The 22,203-nt window shown below is 63.2% G+C and carries 17 protein-coding genes; 8 read left to right on the plus strand and 9 right to left on the minus strand.

The window, feature by feature from the left end; all coding sequences use genetic code 11:
• The first annotated feature begins 48 nt into the window (after positions 1 to 48).
• Positions 49 to 810 carry a prepilin-type N-terminal cleavage/methylation domain-containing protein gene (locus tag P5205_02380; protein HSA09193.1) on the plus strand — a complete coding sequence of 254 codons (762 nt, stop codon included), beginning with the start codon at positions 49 to 51 and terminating at the stop codon, positions 808 to 810.
• Positions 811 to 908: 98 nt separating this feature from the next.
• Entirely contained in the window at positions 909 to 2,423 is a 1,515-nt protein-coding gene (locus P5205_02385; GenBank protein HSA09194.1) for a transglutaminase domain-containing protein, read from the plus strand.
• Between the two features lie 557 nt (positions 2,424 to 2,980).
• Here P5205_02385 and P5205_02390 read toward each other — a convergent pair.
• Complete coding sequence (locus P5205_02390; GenBank protein ID HSA09195.1) at positions 2,981 to 4,519, minus strand: hypothetical protein; 1,539 nt, start codon at positions 4,517 to 4,519, stop codon at positions 2,981 to 2,983.
• Between the two features lie 312 nt (positions 4,520 to 4,831).
• On the opposite strand from P5205_02390, the gene P5205_02395 reads away from it, so the two are divergent.
• A complete protein-coding gene (locus P5205_02395) occupies positions 4,832 to 5,011 on the plus strand; it encodes a hypothetical protein (GenBank protein HSA09196.1) in 180 nt (59 codons plus the stop codon).
• Positions 5,012 to 5,214: 203 nt separating this feature from the next.
• Here the strand turns inward: P5205_02395 and P5205_02400 are convergent, their stop codons facing one another.
• Entirely contained in the window at positions 5,215 to 6,192 is a 978-nt protein-coding gene (locus tag P5205_02400; GenBank protein HSA09197.1) for a formylglycine-generating enzyme family protein, read from the minus strand.
• 300 nt (positions 6,193 to 6,492) lie between these two features.
• Here P5205_02400 and P5205_02405 point away from each other — a divergent pair, with 300 nt between their 5' ends.
• Together P5205_02405 and P5205_02410 are read left to right on the plus strand one after the other, a co-directional pair.
• The gene (locus P5205_02405) at positions 6,493 to 7,155 is read left to right on the plus strand and encodes an urease accessory UreF family protein (GenBank protein ID HSA09198.1); all 663 of its coding nucleotides are present in this window, start codon (positions 6,493 to 6,495) and stop codon (positions 7,153 to 7,155) included.
• A 114-nt stretch (positions 7,156 to 7,269) separates the two neighbouring features.
• A complete protein-coding gene (locus P5205_02410) occupies positions 7,270 to 8,856 on the plus strand; it encodes a hypothetical protein (GenBank protein ID HSA09199.1) in 1,587 nt (528 codons plus the stop codon).
• 33 nt (positions 8,857 to 8,889) lie between these two features.
• On the opposite strand, the gene P5205_02415 is transcribed toward P5205_02410, so the two are convergent.
• From P5205_02415 to P5205_02425, 3 genes are read right to left on the minus strand one after another with little or no spacing between them, the layout of a single operon-like run.
• Complete coding sequence (locus P5205_02415) at positions 8,890 to 10,290, minus strand: amidophosphoribosyltransferase (GenBank protein ID HSA09200.1); 1,401 nt, start codon at positions 10,288 to 10,290, stop codon at positions 8,890 to 8,892.
• 12 nt (positions 10,291 to 10,302) lie between these two features.
• Complete coding sequence (locus tag P5205_02420) at positions 10,303 to 11,076, minus strand: imidazole glycerol phosphate synthase cyclase subunit (protein ID HSA09201.1); 774 nt, start codon at positions 11,074 to 11,076, stop codon at positions 10,303 to 10,305.
• Between the two features lie 34 nt (positions 11,077 to 11,110).
• Positions 11,111 to 12,043 carry an ATP-binding protein gene (locus tag P5205_02425; protein HSA09202.1) on the minus strand — a complete coding sequence of 311 codons (933 nt, stop codon included), beginning with the start codon at positions 12,041 to 12,043 and terminating at the stop codon, positions 11,111 to 11,113.
• 151 nt (positions 12,044 to 12,194) lie between these two features.
• Here P5205_02425 and P5205_02430 point away from each other — a divergent pair, with 151 nt between their 5' ends.
• On the plus strand, positions 12,195 to 13,526 hold the full coding sequence (locus P5205_02430; protein HSA09203.1) for a hemolysin family protein: 1,332 nt from the start codon (positions 12,195 to 12,197) through the stop codon (positions 13,524 to 13,526).
• Between the two features lie 19 nt (positions 13,527 to 13,545).
• On the opposite strand, the gene P5205_02435 is transcribed toward P5205_02430, so the two are convergent.
• Positions 13,546 to 14,001 (minus strand): DUF2721 domain-containing protein, encoded by a 456-nt coding sequence (locus tag P5205_02435; protein HSA09204.1) that lies wholly within the window; start codon positions 13,999 to 14,001, stop codon positions 13,546 to 13,548.
• 109 nt (positions 14,002 to 14,110) lie between these two features.
• Between P5205_02435 and P5205_02440 the strand changes: the two genes are divergently transcribed.
• Positions 14,111 to 15,331 carry a sialidase family protein gene (locus P5205_02440; GenBank protein ID HSA09205.1) on the plus strand — a complete coding sequence of 407 codons (1,221 nt, stop codon included), beginning with the start codon at positions 14,111 to 14,113 and terminating at the stop codon, positions 15,329 to 15,331.
• On the opposite strand, the gene P5205_02445 is transcribed toward P5205_02440, so the two are convergent.
• Positions 15,297 to 17,444 (minus strand): YfhO family protein, encoded by a 2,148-nt coding sequence (locus tag P5205_02445; protein ID HSA09206.1) that lies wholly within the window; start codon positions 17,442 to 17,444, stop codon positions 15,297 to 15,299. The two genes, P5205_02440 and P5205_02445, sit on opposite strands and share 35 nt — an antisense overlap.
• A gap of 180 nt (positions 17,445 to 17,624) precedes the next feature.
• On the opposite strand from P5205_02445, the gene P5205_02450 reads away from it, so the two are divergent.
• Positions 17,625 to 18,389 (plus strand): UvrB/UvrC motif-containing protein, encoded by a 765-nt coding sequence (locus tag P5205_02450; GenBank protein HSA09207.1) that lies wholly within the window; start codon positions 17,625 to 17,627, stop codon positions 18,387 to 18,389.
• A 28-nt stretch (positions 18,390 to 18,417) separates the two neighbouring features.
• On the opposite strand, the gene P5205_02455 is transcribed toward P5205_02450, so the two are convergent.
• Both P5205_02455 and P5205_02460 read right to left on the minus strand, forming a co-directional pair.
• Complete coding sequence (locus P5205_02455; GenBank protein ID HSA09208.1) at positions 18,418 to 20,754, minus strand: PPC domain-containing protein; 2,337 nt, start codon at positions 20,752 to 20,754, stop codon at positions 18,418 to 18,420.
• Positions 20,754 to 22,184, minus strand: a complete 1,431-nt coding sequence (locus tag P5205_02460) for a DUF1501 domain-containing protein (GenBank protein ID HSA09209.1) — start codon at positions 22,182 to 22,184, stop codon at positions 20,754 to 20,756. Before P5205_02460 ends, P5205_02455 begins: the two co-directional genes overlap by 1 nt.
• Positions 22,185 to 22,203: the final 19 nt, after the last annotated feature.

A 22,203-nucleotide genomic window follows, 5' to 3' on the forward strand; every position in this document is an offset into this window, starting at 1 on the left:
GACAATTTGCATCGCCACCGTCGTTTGTGGTGGCTATGGTCTTGCCGCATGAACAGCCCGGTGTCGCGCGTCTGGCACTTGAACGGGAAGGGGCGCTGGGGATTTACCCTGATCGAGCTGCTGGTGGTGATTGCGATCATCGCCATTCTGGCCGCCCTGCTGTTGCCGGCGCTGGCCAAAGCCAAGGAGCGCGCCAAGCGCACCGTGTGCCTCAACAATGTGAAGCAGCTTACGCTCGCCGGCATCATGTATGCCGACGACAAGGGCGGCGCTTTTCCTGAAGACGGAGAGCAGGACCCTCACTGGATTGGCCCTGATTTCCGGAACACGATCACCAATGCCTACCGCGTCCAACGTAACCAATTCTACTGCCCGCACAATGCGGGCTGGAACCGCGACACCTTCTGGTATTACCAGAGCGGCGTCAGGACCACGGACCCGGCGGTGGTGGGCTATCTCTATTGGCCGGGCGAACCTGACTTTAACGCCTCGCCCTCTTTTTATCCCAACGGCGCGGCCATATGGGGCCAGCGCCCCATCTTCGCCGCCAAGACCACCGACCGCGCCTATTACCCGCTGCTGTGGACCGACATCAACCGCAAGTATCTGAATTCGTGGGGCCGGCCGGGAGATCCCAATCCTCTGACGATCGGCGTCAACCATTTCAACCGGGCCGGCAACAGCCCCGAGGGCTCGAACGAAGGCTACCTCGACGGCCACGCCGAGTGGGTCAAGGGCCTGTTCTTCAACCAAACGCCCAAAATGAGTTACGCCAGCCTGCAATTCTACTTCTATGCCGGCAGGCCTTGAATGACATCAGCCCCGGCCGGCCCAATTCCTTGACCCTGAACCGGCCCGTTGCATACTGGCGGCGGCGACGAACATTAATGAGCCAGACCAGCACTGATATGAAAGCAATTGCCCTTCTTCCCGCCTGCTTGATCCTCATCGTGGCAGCGCCGTTCCTCACGGCCCTGGCCGCCGAGGCGCCCGCTGCCTCCACTGCCTTTACCTCGCGGGACCCGGTGGTGCTCAAGGCCCTCGCCCTGGTGAAGGCTGGCAAATTCCACCGGGCCGAGACGTTATTGAGCGCGGCCGACAGTCGGGCCGATGCCGAGGCCCTGCGCGCCCGGCAGGAAACCAGCGAGATCATCCGCCGCACGCGCATCGAATACTCCCTCGATGCCGCCGGTCTCCTCGCCAAGATCAGGAGGTCTATCCCCGACGCCACCGCCCGGGACGTCGAGCGCTGGGCGAAGGCCAGCGCCGCCCGCTACCGCATGATTGACGGCAAGAAACTTTACTTTCGCCGGGAGCCGCAGAACATCTTCCTCTTCTGCGACGAAGCCAAAGACCGCCGCGCCAAGGCCGGCAACGCACCGCGGGAGTCTAATTGGAAGCTGACCGATCACCTCAAAGCCATCGTAGATGAAGCCGAGCGGACTGGCCAGGTCGAGGTCCGCCCCATTCGCCACCGCCTCACCTTCACGCTCACGCTCCGGCCCAACACGCCCGGCGTCAAAGCCGGCTCGCGGTTGCGCGTGTGGCTGCCTTACCCGCAGGAGTATCGCCAGCAGCGCGACGTGAAGCTCATCAGCACTTCACCCGAGCCCACGCTGATCGCCCCCAGTGCGGTGGACGGCAATCCCGTCGGCGGCGCTCCACAGCGCACCATATACTTCGAGCAGCAGGTTGCCGATCCCACGAAACCAATCCAGTTCAAGGAAGTCTTCGACTACAACTCCTACGCCTACTACCCCAAGCTGGATGAAGCAAAGGCGCAGCCGCTGCCGCCCGACTGGAATGGCGCCTGCCTGGGCGAGCGCCCGCCGCACATCGTGTTTGCCCCGGCGTTGCGCCGGCAAGCCGCCAGCATCATCGGACGGGAGACCAACCCGCTGGCCAAGGCGCGCAGGATCTTCCGCTGGGTCAGCGCCAACATCAAGTGGAACGCGGAGGACGAATATGGCATCATTCCCTCCTTCGCCACCAAAGGCATTACCGCCGGCCGGGGCGATTGCGGCGTGCAGGCGACTGTCTTCATAACGCTTTGCCGCATCGCGGGCGTACCGGCCCGCTGGCAGAGCGGTTTGGAAACCAAGCCCGGCGCCTCCTGGGGCATGCACGACTGGGCGGAATTCTACATCGCCCCTTGGGGTTGGCTGCCCGCCGACGTCTCGTACGGCGTGCAGAAATCCGAGGACCCCCGCATCGCCGACTTCTACTGCGGCCATCAGGATAGCTACCGGACCATCTTCAACCTTGATTGGGGCCGCGACTTCGTTCCCCCCAAGCAATCCTTGCGCTCGGAGCCGGCCGACCTGCAGCGCGGCGAGGTTGAGGTGGACGGCCAGAACCTCTACTTCGACCAGTGGGATTACGATATCAAGGCCGACCTCGACCCCGGCCCAAGCCCCAGGTGAGGCCAGGCACATGCCCCCGGGGCAGTAATCGCCCATTTACACGCCGCTTTCCGGTTGTGGGGCTGCTTTCCAAGGCGGATTAGCAGCACAAAGGACCGCAATCCTTCATTATAACCCCCTATTCCTGGACCCAATAGCCGCCCCGGTGTGACAACGCTGTGACACCCGTTATGTCCCGGTGTGGTTCCCATGGGGCCCGACCCCCATGGGAACCACACCGGGGCCCCGCCGGATTGTCACCGTCTCATTGCCGTATTTGGCTTGGGCGTGAAGTGCCTCAGGCCTGGGGGATGGGCGGAGCCGATAGTTGGGGCGGCAGGTGATGGTTTTGACCGGAAACACCCGGCTTGCGGCGCAGGTCTTGAGCCCAAGTGCCCGGTGAGACGATTCTAACCGATGCTGGCCAGGTTGGATTCCGGGCTGTGGGCCGGCAATACGTCAGGGAATTTGCGATTTCACGCACAAACGTCCCGCTAATGTCCTGGACTTATCGTTGCTGCTCCAACCACGGTCAGTTGGTCTCAGCCCATCAATGGTTGATCTGCGCCCTTCCGGGATTACGGGGACTGGACGGCCCGGTAGAAGCGCGCCGGCAAGCTCCCGGCCTCCGTATCGGTGTAGGTCAGCCCATTGGTCGGCATGGTGTTGGTGAAAACGGGCGACCAGTCCGGTGAGATCGCGGAGAGATTGCCAGCCGCCTCGATCACCAGCGCGACGGGCTGGAGATTGTCCACCAGCATCTCGAAGCCACCAGCGGTCGGTCTGGATTGGGTGAGCAACAGCGGGAAGGAGTATTTCACGGTGGCAAAGGAGCCGGGCGGGCTTCCGCTGCTGGTTGAGTATCCCGTGACGATGACGTCGCCGTTCCCATCAACCGCCATCCCTGCGGGGTAGTCGCTGCTGTTGCCCGGCCCGTTGTAGCGGTTGGTCCAAAGCGGCGCGCCGGCGCTCGAATAACCAATCGTCGTGTAGTCATAGGAGGTTCCGGAGCCCATGGAATAGCCTGTCACGATCACGTTGTTGTTCTCATCCACCGCCACTGCTTGCGCACAGTCATTGGTGCTCCCGGGACTGCTATAGCGGTTGGTCCAAAGCGGCACGCCCGCGCTCGAGTATTTGATCGTCGCGTAGTTGGTGGAAAGCGCAGGGCCGGAAGCCCCCGTCACGATCACATTGTTGCTGGCGTCCACGGCCAAGGCCCGGGGGTAGTCATCTCCATTTCCGGGCCCGTTGTAGTAATTGGTCCAGAGAGGCACACCCGCGCTGGAATACTTGATCGTCGCGTAATCATACGAGCTTCCACCGCCCCCGGAATACGCCATCACGATTACGTTGTTGCTGCCGTCCACCGCTACGGCCATCGCATCCTGGGCGTCGTCTAGCCGCGGGTCGTAGTTGCGTCCGCAGCGGTTGGTCCAGAGCGGCGTGCCGGCGCTGGAATACTTGATCGTCGCGAATCCAGGGGAGCCATACAAAAATCCCGTCACGATCACATTGTTGCTACCGTCCGCCACAACACCCGTCGCCAATCCATCAGAGGCCGGTAGCCCGAAAAGATTGGTCCAGATCGGCACCCCCACGCTCGAATACTTAACCGTCGTGTAATCGTATGTGCAGATCACGTTGTTGCTGCCGTCCACGGCCACCGCGTTGGCAATCCCATAACCTCCAAACAGATCGACGCCGTAACGGTTAGTCCACAGTGGAACGCCGGAACTCGAATACTTGACCGTCCAGCCGGCTGCGCCGCCATACCACTCTTGCGAATACCCCGTGACGATCGCGCTGTCGTCGGCGTCCACTGCCATAGCGGTGGGGTAACTGGTCCATTCCCCCTCGTTTTGATTGTAGCGGTTGGTCCAGAGTGGCACGCCCACGCTCGAATATTTGATTGTCGCGGCTCCAAAGAGCCATCCCAAAGCTTCAGCCACGATCACGTTGTTGCTGCCATCCACCGCGACAGTAGGGCGGCCATAACCCCCATAGTAGCGTTGGACCCACGCCTGGACGGCGGTCTCGGCTCGGGTGAGGTCCGGGAGAATGAGTAATAATACCAGCGGTAAAAACAAAGGGGGCCTGGGGAAAGTTATCTGCATTTGATCGTCCTTTCAGTTGGGTTGTGGTTAATCGATAGATATACTGGAACCTGCCAGGGGTAGGAACGAGCAGTGCGGCCTGAACATCCCTATGTTCATAAAGCCGACCCTACGCATTCTCTCCAGCTCCGGGAAGTGTGCGTTTAGGCGCACACCTTCGCGCAAGCCGCACAGGTATCAGCGCGGGGCAGGCGTCCATGCCTGCCCCAATTTGCCAAACAACCTGGAGCGGCTCCAATGCCGGCGGGGATTTGTAATGGCCCGCCTTCAGGCGGTGGACTATGGTCTCTGGCAGCGTTAACCCGGATAACTATGAAAGCCAAACTGACCTATACCGAGGCCAAAGAGGACGAATGGCCCATCTGCCCTCATTGCAGGAAGGAACTGCGGGAGTTCAAGTTCAAGCGGCGGGGCTGGCTAACGAGCATTACGGCCTTCTGGTGTCCCCACTGCCGCTGTTTGCTGAGCGCCTCCACCACGTTCAACGGATAGCAGGAATTTGCTTTTTCACGGGCCGCGCATACGCAGCGCTGCGCGAGTGAGCCACGGATTAGGATTCTTCCCCCGCTTGCCGTAGCGCCCGGCATCCAACACCTGTTTGAACCTGGACGCGACTTCCTGGCGGATCGGCTTGAACTGCTCCTTTTGCGCGCCGGTCAGTTTTGTTGAAACGCGGGTTCGGTCGGCGGTTGGATTTACGACTGAGCCGGAGCAAGAACAACCCGGAACCCGATGTAGTCGTACGAGCGGTACGGAGCCAGGCTGTAGCGCGACGCCGACCGGCAGAACCGGCCCCAGTAGTCCCAACTGCCGCCGCGGAACACGCGGCCCGAGCCCGAGGGCGGACCTTGCGGATCAATGGCATTCCCTTCAGGGTATGATCCAAACCAATCCTGGCACCACTCATGCACATTCCCGTGCAGGTCATGCAACCCCCACGCATTCGGCAGGTAGCTGCCTGCCGTCGTTGTGCGAGCCAGCCACGGAATCGCGGGGTTGGGAATATGGATGTCTCCGCTGGCGGCGTCGTATTCGTACCTGGTCTGGAAGTTCGCCATTCCGCCATGAATCGCGCTCCCGAAATGGAAGGCGTTCGTTGTTTCCGCCCGGCACGCGTATTCCCACTCGGCCTCGCTCGGCAGACGATACACCCAGTTGGCAGGCACTCGCCCCGCTGCTTGCTCGCGGCTCGTCAACAACCCGCAGTAGTTTGTTGCGTCGTTCCAACTCACCTGCTCCACCGGCCGGCTCAAGTCCGGGTCAATCGGGTTCCCATGAAAGTCCTGCGTGGTAAAGCGGCTTGGATTGCTCCCGATCAACTCCAGGTAATCTCCTTGCGTCACCTCGTGCTTGCCCATGTAAAACCCCTTCGTCAGTGTCACGGTGTGCTGGAGTTCATTCGCAAGTCTGAGCACCTCGTTGGTAGGGCTGCCCATGACAAACGAGCCGGGCGCAATCCACACCATGCCCGTTTGGGGAACCACGTTCGTCGGCAGTTGCTGGGAAAATGCCCGGTAGAAGCGCAGGGCGGTGAAGGCTCCCGTTTCCACCACCGGACCGGGGCTGTTGGACAGCACCGTCAGGTTGGTCAGGAACTGCCAGGCGCTCGCGGGTGAAAGGCCGGTGCGGTATTGAATCGTGCAGGCGCTGCCGGGATCGCCAGTGATGCTCATTCTCACGCATCCATTGGACACTTGCCCACTCAGCACCGGTGGCGATTGGGCGGGAAGGCGTGAAGCCGCAAGCAAAAGCACAGCACAGAATGCAAAAAGAGGCCGGCCACGCTTTGAGCAGGGTAACGTCATATTCTACTGGCACTGAACCGCAGGTTACCATTATGCGCCTCCACCCGGGGGATTGCAAGAGCCTGCCGGAGCCGCTTTTCCTGCTGGCCTTGGCCCCGTCGGCGGGTCAACTTAAGGGCGATATGGCGAGCATCCAGATCCGTTGGACCGGACTTGCCGACCTGCAGCATGGTCACGCAAACACAACTGGCGCTGAACGACGCGGCCGAGTGGCTGGGCGACTGGCATCCGCTGGCCGACCAGCTTGGCTCCGCCAACGGGCTCGTCACGCTCAGCTCGGTGTCCGCCACCCTGCGCCTGGCGCCGGTGCATAACCTGACCGCGCTCCGGCATTTCCTGCGGGAATACCAGACGCACATTCTCCTTCCCTTCGAGCTTCCGGCCATCCAATGCGCCCACGGCCACGCGTCCCGTCACGAGGTGCGCGAGCTGGTCGAGTTTGACGGCCGCCTCGGCGGGGAACCTCTCCTCCGCCACTTCGCCCTGGCCAGCCACCGCGTTGGGCAATTCGAATTGCGCAAGCTCCGGCCCCTGCGCGACGAGCGCGTCGTGCAACGCTACCTGCGGGCGGTCGAGAGCGGCCGGGCCCGCGGGTGGCACACCCTGGTTTACGGCCTCACACTCTCAGTCTATTCGCTCCCATTGCGGCAAGGGCTGCTCGGCTACGCGCACCAGATCATCCGCGGCTTCATTCACTCCGCCGCCCGCAGCCTGGCCTTGTCCGAACACCAATGCCGCGCCTTGTTCGATGCCCTTTGCCTCCCTCTCCCCGGCGCGGTCGAGATGCTGCTGTCGCAGCCGGCCTCCGCGCAGCCCAGGCGCGGATCATAAGCACATCGTCGCCAGGGGCTGCAGCGCTGGCAGGATGCGCCCGTGCGGCTCTTGCCGCAATATTTGGGCTCGCGGGGACGCCCGCGCTCCTCCTTAATGGGGATACTTGATTGCATGAATAGCTACTTCAGCGTCGGCGACTGGGTCATCATCCTCCTCTATCTGCTGGGCATCATCGCCCTCGGCCTCTGGTTCGGCAAAGACCAGCACAACACGCGCGACTACTTCCTCGGCAGCAAGAACGTCCCCTGGTGGGGCATAGGACTGTCCATCGTTGCCGCCGAAACCAGCGCGCTGACGATCATCGGGGTGCCGGCGATGGCCTACGGCGGCAACATTGCCTTCATCCAGATGATCATTGGCTACGTCATCGCCCGCATCATCCTGGCCATCGTCCTGGTGCCCCATTACTTCAAAGGTGAGATCTACTCGCCCTACCAGCTGTTTGCCAACACCTTTGGGCCCTCGGCCCGCCAGACCGCCGGCGGCTTCTTCCTCATCAGCGAAACGCTGGCCGCCGGCGTGCGCGTCTATGTCGCCAGCATTCCCGTGAAACTGATGCTCGGCGACAAGGTCCTCGGGTTCGGCACCGGCGATCCCATCCTCGGCGCCATCCTGCTATTCGTGATCCTCTCCCTGCTTTACACTTACGTCGGTGGTGTCAAGGCCGTGATCTGGACTGATGCCGTGCAATTCGCCCTGTTCCTGCTCGGCGGCGTTTTCGCCCTCTGCTACATCCCCACGCTGGTGGACGGCGGCGTCGGCGCGGTATTCTCCAGGGCCGCTGAGGCGGGCAAGCTCCACTGGCTCAACGCCACACCCCCGGCCGGGGCCTCCCTCATCCAATTCCTGTTGGACAAGCCCTTCAACATCTGGATGGGCGTCATCGGCGGCACGGTGATGGTGCTATCCTCCCACGGCGCGGAACAGTTAATCGTCCAACGAGTGCTGGCCTGCAAAACCGTCGCCGACGGCCGCAAAGCCCTCGTCTTGAGCGCCGTCATTATCTTCCCCCTCTTCCTCATCTTCCTGCTGGTCGGCGCGATGCTCTGGGTCTTCTACCAGGGCCATCCCTTCCAGATCCCGCTTCCCGAAACCCGGCCCGGCTCCGGCATCGCCGCCAACGACTTCATCTTCCCCATCTTTATGATGACAGAAGTGCCCCACCTGCTGAAGGGGTTCCTGATTGTCGCCATTCTCTCCGCCGCCATGTGCTCGGTCAGCTCGGCGCTTACTTCCCTGGCTTCAGTCTCCACGATGGACTTTGTCAAACACGTCCTGCCCAATCGCAGCGAGGGCTTCTTCCTGCGTTTCAGCAAGATTTCCACCGTCGTGTGGGCCGTTGCCTTGATCATCGTGGCTTCTCTGAGCCGCCAGGTGCCCTTTGTTTTGAACGCTGCGTTTGCCCTGCGCGGCCTGACCAGCGGCGCGCTGCTTGGCGGTCTGGCGCTCGCCGTCTTCTGGAAAAGAGGCCGCGGCATCCCCGTGATCGCCGGCATGGCGGTGTCCCTGGCGGTGATGACCGCCATCCAGATTCTGCCCAAGCTCGATTGCGCCAGAGGCCTCTGGATGAAGACCGTCGGCACCGAAATCTTCTGGCCCTGGTACACACTCATCGGCTCCGTGATCACCCTCGCGACCGCCTGGCTGGTGCGCAGGTTGCTGCCCGAACCGAACTCCTCGGTGACGCCGGCCGCCTAGCGCCAGGTTCTCACCCCGTGCGGGCGCCGCTGGCTACTCTCTGCCGTGCCAGCAGTAGGTGCAGAGTTTTTCCCTGGGCAGGCCGATGGATGTAACCAGATCGTCGAGCTGCTGGTACTGGAGGGTGGTCAAGCCCAGCCGATGGCGTATGCGTTCTACCATGGCGCGGTGTTTCTCCGAGTCGGGCTGGACATACTCCGGCGGCGGCGGACCATCCTGTCCCTCCATCTCGCGGATCGCGCGCCGGGCGGCCAGGTCGAGCTCCGATTTGGACCGGGAGAAGTTGAGGAACTTGCAGCCGAACACTAGCGGCGGACAGGCCGGCCGCATATGGACTTCCTTCGCCCCGCAATCGAAGATCCGCCGGACGGTGTCGGTAAGCTGGGTGCCGCGCACGATCGAATCTTCGCAGAACAACATGCGCTGGCCGTGGATCAGTTCCTTGATCGGGATGATCTTCATGCGCGCCACCAGGTCGCGCGTGGACTGGTCCTGGGGTATGAAGCTGCGCGACCAGGTGGGGGTGTACTTCACAAACGGCCGGCGAAACGGCACACCTCGCTGGTGGGCGTAGCCCATCGCGTGGCCTGTGCCGGAATCAGGAATGCCCGCGACGACGTCCACGGGCACAGTGTCCCGCCTGGCCAGCGCCGCGCCGCAGCGGTAACGGCAATCCTCCGTGTTGATGCCCTCAAAGGTGGACGCCGGATAGCCGTAGTAAACCCAAAGGAACGCGCAGATCTGGCAGTAGGTGCCCGGCAGGGCAACCGGTTCGATGCCCTCCGGCGTCAGCCGGACAATTTCCCCCGGCCCAAGCTCGCGCACAGTTTCGTAACCCAAGTTGGGGAACGCGCAGGATTCCAGCGTGGCCGCATAGGCGCCGGCTTTGCGGCCGAGGATCATGGGGGTCCGGCCCAATTTGTCGCGGGCGGCGTAGACGCCCCCGTCGGTCAGCAACAGCAGGGAACAGGAGCCGGCGATAGCCTCCTGGGCGATCTGGATGCCCTCGGCGAAGGTTGCGCCCTGGTTGATGTATAGCGCTACCAGTTCGGTCGGATTGACTTCAGCGCCGCTCATCTCCGAGAAATGCGCCGAGCGCAGGCCGAAGGCCTTCTTCACCAATTCGGCCAGGTTCGCAATGCGCCCGACCGTGACGATCGCGTAGTTGCCCAGGTGCGAGCCGATGATCAGCGGCTGGTCCTCCGTGTCGCTGATCACGCCGATGCCCATCCGCCCCTTCAGCTTGTGGACGTCGTGCTCGAACTTGGAACGGAACTGGGCGTTGCTGATGTCGTGGATGAACCGTGTGCAGCCTGTGCCGTGATGCACGGCCATGCCCCCGCGGCGGGTGCCCAGATGTGAATGGTAGTCGGTTCCGTAGAACAGGTCGTTTACGCAGTCGTCCTTCGAAACCACGCCGAAATAGCCACCCATATTAAATCTGTGTCAGTTGGTAGTTGTAATTACGCTCACCCCGCAGCTCTGCAGGTATTGCTTCAGCTCGGGAATGCGAATGAGGCCAAAGTGGAAAACTGACGCCGCGAGCAGCACCGTTGCCCCCGCTTCAGCGGCGTCGCGGAAGTGCTCCATGGCTCCTGCGCCGCCCGAAGCGACGACCTCCGCCTGAGTGGCCGAAGCAATCTTGCGGATCAAGGGCAGATCGAAGCCGGTGCGGGCGCCATCGGTCGCCTTGCTGGTCGGCAGAATGCAGCGCACGCCATAACCGGCCACCTGGCGAGCCCATTCCAACGCGTCTGCGCCGGTGGCGGTGCGGCCTCCGTCCACGAACACCTCGTAACCCGAGGGCAGCGACGGATTGCGGTCCACGTCAATTGCTACAGTGACCTTCTCCACCCCCAGTTCGCGGATCATCTCCGCGATGATCTTGGGATTGCGGAACGCCGCGCTGCTGGTGGACACCTTGTTGGCTCCCGCCTCGATGACGGCACAAGCCGACGCCACATCCTTGATACCTCCGCCTACCGTGAAGGGAATGGTTGCCACGGCCGCCACGCGCTTGACGACTTCCAGCATGGTGCCGCGGTTTTCGACGGTGGCGGTTATGTCCAGCATGGCCAGTTCATCGGCGCCCGCCGCGCAGTAGGCCCAGGCGCAGCCGACTGGGTCCCCCGCGTCCTGAATATCAACGAAATGCACGCCTTTGACCACCCGCCCATGTTGCATGTCCAGACACGGCATGATACGGATTTTCGGTTTCATACGATTAGCTTCGGCGGTTTAGTTCTGTCCCCGCTCAGATATATTCCACCGTGGCGGGGGGCTTGGGCGTCAGATCGTAAACGCAACGGTTGACACCCGGGATAGCGGTGATGCGGCGGCTGAGGCGGTGCAGAGTCGGCCACGACAATTCCCGCACGGCAGCCTTGCGCGCATCCACACTGTCAATGCAGCGCACTACGATGATCTGGCCAAACTCGCGTTTGCCGTGGCGGATGCCGGTGGCGCAATCCTGGAGCAACACCGCCAGGTACTGGAATGCGCCGGAACTCTGGAGTTCCTCCTCCACGATCGCCGTGGCCTTGCGCACAGTGGCCAGTCGCTCGCGGGTCACCTCGCCCACGATGCGGGTCGCGAGGGCGGGGCCGGGGAACGGGATGCGCTTCGTGATGCTTTGGGGCAGGCCCAGCAAGGCGGCCACGCGCCGCACACCGTCCTTTCGCAGCGTGGCCAGGGGTTCGAGGACTTTGTAGCCGTAAGTCTTTTGCGGGTCTATGCCGATCTGCGCCAGGATGTTGTGCTGGCGCTTGATGCCGGCCACGGTTTCCTCGATGTCAGTCAGGATGGTGCCATGGAGCAGAAAGGTCGCCTTCGATTGTTTGACCGCCTTGGCAAAGACATCCCGGTAGAAGGTGTTCGTGATTGCCTGGCGCTTCTCTTCGGGGTCGGTCAACCCCTTGAGCGCCCGGAGGAACTGGCTGCGCGCGTCCACCAGTTTCACGGGGATGCCCATGTGCTGAAAGATCTTCACGACGCGCTGCGGTTCCCCTTCGCGCATGATCGCGTTGTCCACGAGAATGGTTTTCAACTGCTTGCCCAGCGCCTTGTGCGCCAGGACGGTGACCGCCGAGCTGTCCACCCCGCCGCTGAGGGCGTTGATGGCAATCCCGCCGCCCACTTCGCGCCGGATGGCGGCCACTTGTTCTGCGATGAATGTCTTGTAGTTCATAGATGCTCTGTGCTCGCTAATGTCCGCAATGCTGCATTTGCGCGCGGGAGGCTATCCGGATTTTCCACAAAGGGGAGCAGAAAGTGATCATGGCGGAAGCCAGACCATTTTCAGGCGTGAAGGGGAAGGAAATGGCGGCTATTGTATAGCCATGAAGCAGGTCCTGGTTGAGATGGTAGTCGTCTTGCTGTTGCTCGGGGTCAACGGCGTGTTCGCCATGACGGAGATTGCGGTGGTCACCGCCCGGAAGGGCCGGCTCCGCCAGTTGGCCAAAGGCGGCCACGCGCGCGCCCAATTGGCGCTTGCCTTGGCGGAGTCCCCGAACCGATTTCTCTCGACCGTGCAAATCGGGATAACGCTGGTTGGCATCCTGGCGGGCGCGTTCAGCGGCGCCACCATTGCCGAGGAACTCGCCTTGGCGCTGGCGGCTGTGCCCGGCTTGGGCCCCTACAGCGACGTGATCGCTTTGGGTGTCGTGGTGCTGGTGATTAGTTATCTCTCGCTGGTGCTGGGTGAACTCGTGCCCAAACGCATCGGCCTGGGCAATCCGGAAAGAATCTCCATGCTGGTCGCCGGGCCGATGCAGGCATTGTCGGTGGTTGCCGGCCCCCTGGTGAGGTCCCTCAGCCTTTCCACGGACGGCCTGCTGCGGCTGCTGGCCATCAAGCCGCAGAAGGAGGCCACGGTGAGCGAGGATGAGGTCAAAGTGCTCATGCAAGAAGGGCTGCGGGCGGGCGCGTTCCAGAAAGTGGAAAGCGACATCGTCGCCAGCGTGCTCGATCTTGACCGCTTGATGGTGCGCGACATCATGACGCCCCGCCCCAAAGTCATCTGGTTGAATCGCGACGACCCGCACGAAACGGTTTGGCACAAGATCGTTGTGAGCGGCCACTCTTTCTTCCCGGTTTATGAAGGCAATCGCGACCGCGTTGTGGGGGTGGTTTCCGTGAAAGCGGTTTACGCGAACCTGGCGGCGGGGGTGGGCGTGAACCTCAGAGACTTGATGGTGCCGCCGCTGGTTGTGCCGGCGACGCAGAACGTGCTGCAACTGGTGGAGACCTTCAAGAGGAGCGGCAAGCACCTGGCGCTGGCGGCCGATGAATTCGGCGGCATCGTGGGTCTGGTGACCCTCAACGACGTGATGGAGGCCATAGTAGGGGATTTCCCCTCTCAGGATGAGCGGGCCAAGCCGGCGGTCACGCGGCGGCCGGACGGCTCGTGGCTGATTGACGGCATGATTGAAATTGCGCGCGTGGAGCAGGCGCTGCCGGGCTTCGTGGCCGAGGACCCCTCAAACAAGGAGTATCAGACGCTCGCCGGATACATCGTGAAACGCCTGGGTCGCCTGCCCCGGGAAGGTGAGACGTTCGAGGCGCACGGCTACGTTTTCGAGGTGTTGGATATGGACCAGCATCGCGTGGACAAGGTGCTCGTGGTGCCCTTGCGGCCACCGGCCGGCAGCCGAACCCTCCCTGCCGCTTAAGTGGCCGGAGCCCTGGCCGCTAATCCTGTGCGTGCCGATGCCCCAACTCCAGTTTCAGCGCGCCGAGCGACAGGTTCATGTCCCGGAGAAACGCCACCAGCGAGCCGCTTAATGCCAGCAGGCACGCGATGAACAGCAAGCTGATCAGCAGCCCCAAGTCCAACCGCAGCAGCGCCGTCAGAAACAGCACAATAATCAGCACTGACGCCAGCAGCACGCTCACCCCCGATAACAGGATGGAAAGCCGCGCGAGCCGCGCCCGGCGATAGAGAATTTGAATTTGTCCCTCCAGCCGCTCCCGGTCCGCACCCGCCAGTTCCCGCAACTCGCGCATCAGCAGCCGGGAGCGGTCAATCGTCCGCCCGTAGCGGTTGGTGAGCGTAAGCAACAACAGGCCGACGCCCGAGATCAGGATGACCGGGCCGATGGCCACTTGCAGCACAGGAATCAGCTCATGCAGTGGTGTCGAAGGCATATCCAGGCCAAAGTTAACGCCGCCCTCCTGCGACGCAACCCCATTTCCCTCTGCGGGATTTGCGCCGCTACCCCTTGCCAACGGTTCGCCTGCCTGCTCTCATAGCCGCATGCAAGTAGTACGTTCCAACCCGCCTCGCAGCACCGCCAATCCGCGGCGATTCAAGAATGCGAGCAGCCTTCGCCGCAAGGCCGGAATCGTTCTGGCAGCGGCCTTTGTGGGAGGCATGCTGCTTCCGCGTGCCGTGTGCGGGGCGCCGGCGATCGAGAACCGCGTCGTGCTCGACATCGAAGCGTCCAAAGACAATCCTCGCAACTCGGAAGGCGCCTTCATCACCCTCAAGTCCGGCCGCATCCTCTTCCTCTACACCCAGTTCTATGGCGGCGGCGCGGACGAAAGCCCGGCCCGGATTGTTTCAGTTTGCTCCGACGACGCCGGCCGAACCTGGAACCGCGACCCCCGCGTGGTGGTAGAAAACACCGGGCGCGAGAATGTGATGAGCGTTTCGCTGCTGCGCCTCGCGAGCGGCAGAATTGCGCTGTTCTACCTCATCAAGAACAGCCTGCACGATTGCCGGCCCTGGATGCAGATTTCCACCGACGAGGCCCAAAGCTGGTCCGCGCCCAGGCTGGTAGTCGATGCGCCCGGCTACTTTGTGCTCAATAACGACCGGGTCATCCAGCTTGGCACGGGCCGGCTCATCGCGCCTGTGGCGTTCCATCGCACGCGGCGGTCCGACCCGCGGGACCACCGTACTTGGGACTCCCGCGCGATCGCCCTTTGGTATCTGTCGGACGACGAGGGAATGACCTGGCGCGAGGCGAGCGATTGGTGGGTGCTGCCGCTCCCCAGCCGTACCGGCTTGCAGGAGCCGGGCGTGGTTGAACTGCCCGGCGGCCACTTGTTCACCTGGGCGCGGACGGACCAGGGCGCGCAATGGGGCTGCGTCTCGACCAATGCCGGCTGGTCGTGGCCGCCGCCCGCCGCCACCGCCCTGAAGTCGCCGATCTCTCCCGCCAGCCTGAAGCGCTTGCCCGGCTCGGACGACTTGCTGGCCGTGTTCAACGACCATTCCGGCGCCTTTCCGTTCCCGGAGGGCAAACGCACGCCGCTGGTCGCCGCGATCTCCTCCGATGGCGGCCGGACCTGGCCCGTGCGAAAGCTTCTGGAAGACGACCCGAAGGGCATGTACTGCTACACGGCGATTCATTTTGCGGGGGATGCGGTGCTGCTGGGCTACTTCGACTTCCGGGGCATTGATTCCAAGTCCGCCAACCGGCTCCGCATCCGGCTCCTCAGCCTTGATTGGCTGCGCGCCGCCACGAAGTAACCCTGACCTTCTCTCGCGAAGCGGTTGTTGGGCAAGGCGCCGCTGCCTCTTTTGGCCCGGCCAGAATCAGCAGCAGCATTCCGGCGCAGGCTATCGAGATCAGCAACCCGGGCAGCAAGTAATTCTGGTGGAAATAAACCCGGACCAGGTGTCGCCCCGCAGGCACGGGGACGGCCCTCATCCAGTGGTTGGCGGGTACGCAGGCCCGGGTTTGCCCGTCAATTTCCGCCCGCCAGCCAGGGTACCAAGCTTCACTCAGCACCAGCAGGCCATTCGTTTTGGCTTCCACTTCAACCAGCAGCCAGTTCGGCTCAAAACGGCGGATGGTTGCTGCCGCCCCAGGCAGGCTGCTGTGAGGGGCCAGAGGATCTGACAAGGGCTTCTCCAGCAAGGCGCTCTTGTGAATATCATGCCCCTGCACGAGACGTTTCAGAACGCCACCCGCCTCATCCACTACCTCCGTCGCATAGACTACATACGCCCGCGGGGCCGCGTTGGATGCAAACTGCAGCGTCCATTCGCTCGTGTCCACTCCCGCCACCAGTCCCAAGTCGGGATATGGGAACGGGCCGCGATCGTACACCTCCCCGGCGAGCGAGTTGTTATCGAAGTCAGGCGGCTGAATCCCAAGCGTTGAGTGTAGGTATTCCCAAGGACGCCGCAGGAACAAGGAGCAGTTTGCGTCGAATGTGCTGTAGCGATACACCATGGCGTAGTTCGCCGGGACCAGTGCCCAGGGCACGCACACCCGCGGCGGCGGCTGCGCCGGTTCCAGTAAGCCCGCCTCGCGCAATTGCGCTGCCAGAACCCGCTGAAACGAATGGTCCGGTCGCACTTTGAAGATAACGGTGTAGTTGCAGGCCTGCTTGATGATCCACGTGCCATAGACCAGGCTAAGCCCCTGCAATAAAACCGCCCCGACCAAGACAGGCGAAACCGGGGTGCCGAACTTGCGTCTCCACAGGGCCCGGAGACGGGGGTGCGGCCGGCTGAGCCAAATCCCGGCGGCACAGATCAACGCTAGCACCGCCAGCACAGCCTCGCGCGGATGTATCCTAAACCCACTGAAGCCGGGCAGCCACTTGTAGAACAGTGGAAAGAACGGCGTGTTGTCGCCCAGCGCCAGCAGTAAGGCAACGATGACCACTGCTAGCAGGCCGCGCACGCTGTGCTCGCGCAACCGGCACAATCCTGCCAGCCCGAATACCAATGCAATTGGACCGAAGTAAAGGGTTGTCTCCCAAGTAACCCACTCGCGGCCCCCCCAGATTCCGAGAGGACTAAGTAGGCTTTCAAACTCAGCCCACTCGAGCTTAAAGTAATTTGCAAACGCCGGCGACGCCCTATACCGGTTGCCCTGCTTCGCCAGCTCGAGGAAGGGCAGCAGCACCATGGCCACCAGCCCTGTGCACCAGATACCCGCCGCTCCCAGTTGGCCAAGGCTCCGCACGGCGTCCAGCAGCGCCTGGCCCAACGGCAGCCGCACCGCCCGGCCGAGAATGAATACCCCCTGGCCAATTCCCGTGAACCAGAACACCTGCGGGTGACCGCATAGAAACTGCAGCGCCAGCAACAGGGCGTGCCACCCGATTCGCTCGCACCGCCAAGGTCCTTCCGTCCGCAAAGCACAATAAAACAACGCTGGGACATAGCAAAGTGCCCAGCAATAGTGCACCTGCCCCGTCATCCACCGCGCGGTCAAGGAGCAGCTCCCCAGATAACAGGCCGCCATGAAATAGCTCTGCCAGCGCCCCACCTGGAGCGCCCCTCCCAGCGCCCTCATGCCGAACACACCCAGTGCGCAGTGCAGCCAGACCAGCAGAAAGCTCCCGAGTCCCTGCCCCAGGCAAATCAGATAGACAGGCGGATAGAAGACCAGCATCTGTGTGTCTGCCAGGTATGGCCGCCCCAGACCGATGTAAGGGTTCCATAACGGCAACCGCCCTTCCTGCACGGCCTCCCTCAGAAACTGCAGGTTCGGCCCCAGAAACTGCACGTAGTCCCAGCTCTCCACCAGCTTGGTGCCGGCAAAGCACAGGACGGCGGCAAACAGCCCAATGGCGGCCACCACCAGCAGGTCCTCCCGCCGGGCCCGAATTGCTTCGCCTGACATACCGCCAGCCAACCACTCGCTGTTGCCACCGTCAAGTCGTTATACACCTTCACCGCTCTGTTGGCTCTCCCCTAACCAGGAGCTGGCAGATCTCCTGACGCAATCACGCGGGGCTCCCTCATTCCTGCAGCAAGATTCCGTTGAATGTCGCTTCAATTAGTTCATACTAGATCAAGCAACATGAGCGATTCCGTTGATCTGCGCCGAATCCTGACGGGCTGGCCGTTCGACCCGGAAAACGACGCGCGCATCGTGCGCGGCGACGACGGGCGGGAGATTCTTCAGGTGCGCACGCCGCTGGGGATCGAGCAATACGAGCTGGATGACCGGCCTGACGGCCTCCGCCCGCACGGGATGGAATCCGCGCTGGAGTACCACCTGCATCGGCTTAACCAGGCCAAGTTCGCCGGGCGCGAAGACCAGTTCGCGCTCAGCCCGCAGGAGTGCGGCGAGCTTTTTCACGAAGGGACGCTCTACTACTTCCGCTACGTGCGGCTGTTTCAGCTCAAGGACTGGGCGCGCACCATCCGCGACACCGCGCGCAACCTCCGCGCGTTTGATTTCCTGCACCGCTACGCCCGGCGCGAGGAGGACCAGCAATTCATGGAAAAGTGGCGCCCCTACATCCTGCGGGTCAACGCCAGCGCCGCCGTCATGCAGACCATGGAAAAGGGCGCCTACGACCAAGCGCTGAAGATCGCCCGGGACGCCATCCAAAAGATCGAAGGGCTTGCGGAGATTGAGGACGAGACCTTCACCTTCGAGCGGGAGCGCTCCCTCATGGCATTGCGCGAGCTGGAGTCGCAAATACAGAAGAACCGCCCCCTGTCCGAGCTGGAGCAGTTGGAGCATCAACTGCGCCGCGCGATTGACCGGCAGGAATTCGAGCGCGCCGCCCAGTTGCGCGACCGCATCCGCGTGCTCCGGCAGCAGCACATCTGCTGAGCCCTGGGGGGCGCCGTCCGCCCCGCGCTCAGTTCTCGTTAAGCGCCTGGGTAATCTCGAACGGGATGGCGGGCAGGGTGCCGACAGCGGCGCGTGGCGCGGGTGCCTTCTTCTTGTTCTTGGTCGATGCGGAGGGCGCCTGGCCCGGGAGAATATTGACGATCAGGTTGCCCTTTTGACCGGGCTTGGCTTTGGCGGCATCGCTGCACAACTCGAGCACCGTGACTTCGCTTCCGGGCGATACCCTCCCGAGCGTGATCCCTTCCGGGGGCTCGTTCAGCTCCAGCCGGAATCGGTTCGCGAAGCCTCCGGCCGGCGCCGAAATGCGCACGCGGGCGGTTCCGCCAGCGGGAATCTTCACCGGGGTGGGGCTGAGGACTTTGAGCGGCGCTCGGTTCATGAAGCGCCCGGCTATGGTGACGGCGAATTCGTGGGCGGGCACCAGATGCCGGTAGGCGAACGCCTGCATCATGTCTTCGGCGGGCACGGCGGAGTGGACGAGCGGGCGACCGCGGACAAAGGCCCGGCCTTCCAGCACGAGGTGGATCGGGGCGTCAGTTGGGGTCGGCGGCGGCTGGAGTGTGAGACGCACCTGGTCCTGATTCGCCGGGATCCTGGCGCCGTTTAACTTGAAGCCCGGGGGGGCGTCCGGCAGGGAGAGCGTGATCTCATTAGTGAAGCCGTCCCGGCGGAGAGCATAGACGGTCAGGGGCGTGGAGGCGCCGCCGCGCACGCTCAGGCTGGAGGGAACGACGCGCAGGGCGAAGTCGGGCCGGGGCGCGCTGAGGCGCAGGCGATAGGCATGCTCAGGCCCAGCCTGGCGCTGCGCGTCGCCGAGGTGGATATAGTAGGTCCCGTCGGCAGGCAACGTGGCGGTGAGGTAAGCGTCCGCGTAATGCGTGTCCAGGCCGGCCCCTTTGTCCTCGTGGTCGTCATTGAAGGCGAGTTGCTTGCCGCCGGCATCGGTGAGCTTGAGCGCGGAGTCCAGCGGGGAATCCAGGCGGCGGGCATAAACCTCCGCCACAATAGCATCCCCGGCATGGCCGGTGAAGCGGAACACATCCCACTCCCCCGACTGCTCTATGCGGCCGTTGACGATGATGGGGAGGGTGACCGGCTGGGCGGTGGCGGCCGAATTGTTCGGTTCCTGTTCGATGCGTTCGGGAAGGTTGTCCACCGCGAACGGCAGGTTGTTGATTATTTTGTCGTCCTTGCCCGCGTGCAGCGGATAGATGCCCGGTTCGCCGTTAGTCAGGGTGAGGCTGGTTGTGGGGAGGTTCCAGCCCTTGAGTTCGACGGTGGTCCGGGCATCAGCCGACCCGCCGAGCGGGAAGACACTGGTGAGGTAGGGCAGCTCGCCTGCGGCGATGCGATAGACGAAATCTTCGCGGCCGCGGTAAATGGAGTCCCGGATCTCGACCACGTATTCGCCGTCGCTGGGTATTTCATAGTGAAAGACGGGGTCGGGATGGAACAGATAGTGATCGGCGTGCGTCAATTCCCGGCCCTTGGAGTCGTAGAGCGCCAGGGCCGCCTGGAACCAGCCGGGCACAGCATCGGGCAAGTAGGGGATCAGCTCGCGCGCGGTGGCGGCGACGACCAGTTGCAGGCCCTTGCGCGCCTGGAACCGGTAGCGGTCCACGCCCCCGGGCAGGACCTGGCCGTTGATGATTGCCGGTAAGGTGATGGTCATCTCGAAGGGCGCGACCGCCTTCTGCTCATTATTGAAACGCAATTGCCTGAAGGAGGCCTCGTCGGGGACGGTCATGGTCTGGCGCTTGGTGAACTCGGGCAGTTGGCCGACCCAGAAACGGAGCGGGCTTGACAGCCCAGTCGGCGTGGCGAGCCTCAGTTCCCGTTCGCCCGGTTCGGCGTCGTCGGTCAGTGTGACGCGGAAGGTGGCGGTTTCGGCGATTGCGGGATTCGGGTTTCGCTTGGGGGCAAAGAGGAACATCCTCCGCCGGAGATCCGCGGCCATCTTCTCATCCGCGGCAGTCCAGACAACATTGGTGCCGCTGGGCGAACCGCCTCTGCCGCCGCGCTTCCGGCTGTTGCGAGCGGCAGCCAGCCGTTTTTGCTGCAACTCGCGCAGCTTGTCGCGCCCATCGTTGAACTCTTTCTGTGTCATAGGACGCGAGAACTCGACGAAAACGGCCCGCACCCCACCGCCCGAAATATAGGCGCTGGTGGCGTCCCGGAGATACTGACCGCCGACGGCGATTTGAAAGGTAGCGCCCTGCCGGCCGCCGGCGGGAAAGACGTAGCCGATGCGCGGGCCGGTAGGCTGGGCGCGGACCCAAGGGGCAAGCGCGAGAAACACCACCAGCGCGGCGCAGAGTTGCGGAATTGGGCGACTCTGGGCCATTACATGATCTCCCTCAGGCGGCCCCCCGAGGGCACATCGTCGGTGGCGGCGGGGGTGAGACGCGCCGTGAGTCCCTGCGGGTGGGGCAGCTTGGCGTCCGGATCAATGCCCAGCAACTGATACATGCTGCCGATGACGTCGCACGGATAGACAGGGCGATCCTTGACGGTTTCTCCCTTGGCGTCGGAGGCCCCGACCACCTGGCCGCCTTTAAAACCGCCGCCGGCCAGCACCGCGGAAAAGACCTTGCCATAGTGGCCGCGTCCGCCGTTCCAGGGCGGTTCCCACTGGATTTTGGGTGTGCGGCCAAATTCGCCGCTCCACCAGACAATGGTGCTGTCGAGCAGACCGCGCTCGGACAGTTCCTGCAGCAACGCGGCCATGCCTCGGTCCATCTGCGGCAGTCTTTGGCGCAAGGTTTGGAAGATCCCCTTGTGCATGTCCCAGCCGCTGTAGTTGATGGTGACGTAGGGAACGCCGCGCTCGACCAGGCGCCGCGCCATCAGGCAGGACTGCCCGAACGTGGTGCGCCCATAGTTGTCCCGGACCGCGTCCTTCTCCTGCGACAGGTCGAACACCTTGCCCGCGTCGCCCAGGATCAGGTCGTAGGCCTCTTTCTCGCACTGCGCGGAGGTCGCCAGTTGCGCATCGCCGGGCAAGGCGTGCTCCAGCGTGTTCAGCCGGCGGAGCAATTCGCGCCGGTCCTGCTGCCGCTTGTCGGAGATGCCGGGGGCGACCACGCCTTCGACCGCGAAGCGCGCTTGTGCCGGATCGCCGCCGGTGGCAAAAGGCTTGTAGCGCGCTCCCAGGAAGCCGGCCTCGGAAAAACGCCCTTGCAATTGGGTCAGCACGATGTAGGGCGGTATCAGGCCTTTGTAGCCCGCATCGCGGCCCTTGAAGAACGAGACCACCGCACCGACCGACGGATACACCACCCGGCCGCCGGGCGGCCAGCCGGTCTGGACCATATAGGCGGCGGTTTCATGGCTGTTGATGCCGTGGGTCATGCTGCGGATGATGGAGTACTTGTCGGCATGTTTCGCCAGTAGCGGCAGCAGTTCGTTGATCCGGATGCCGGGCACGCTGGTCTCGATCGGGTTAGTGAACTGGCCGCAGTAATCGTTGCCAGCCTCCGGTTTCGGGTCGAAGGTGTCGAGGTGCGAGGGGCCGCCCCAAATCCAAATCTGGATGACGGCTTTGGCTTTGCCCTTCGTGGCGGGTGCGGTGGCGGATTCGACCGCTGGCGATTTGGCCTGGGCCGCTTGCAGTGCGCGCGCACTCAGACAGTTGGTGAGCAGCAAACCCGCGGCGCCCGCGAGCGTGCGTTGGACCGCTTCGCGCCGGGACATGGATGCCTGGGCTTGGGCCGGGTTATGGCCGCCCGGCGGGGAATTGGACGGCTCAGCATGGTGAGGCTGCGACTTGTTCATGTGTTGCTCCATTGCGTTG

The organism is Candidatus Paceibacterota bacterium, assembly GCA_035452965.1.
GTDB lineage: Bacteria > Verrucomicrobiota > Verrucomicrobiia > Limisphaerales > UBA8199 > UBA8199.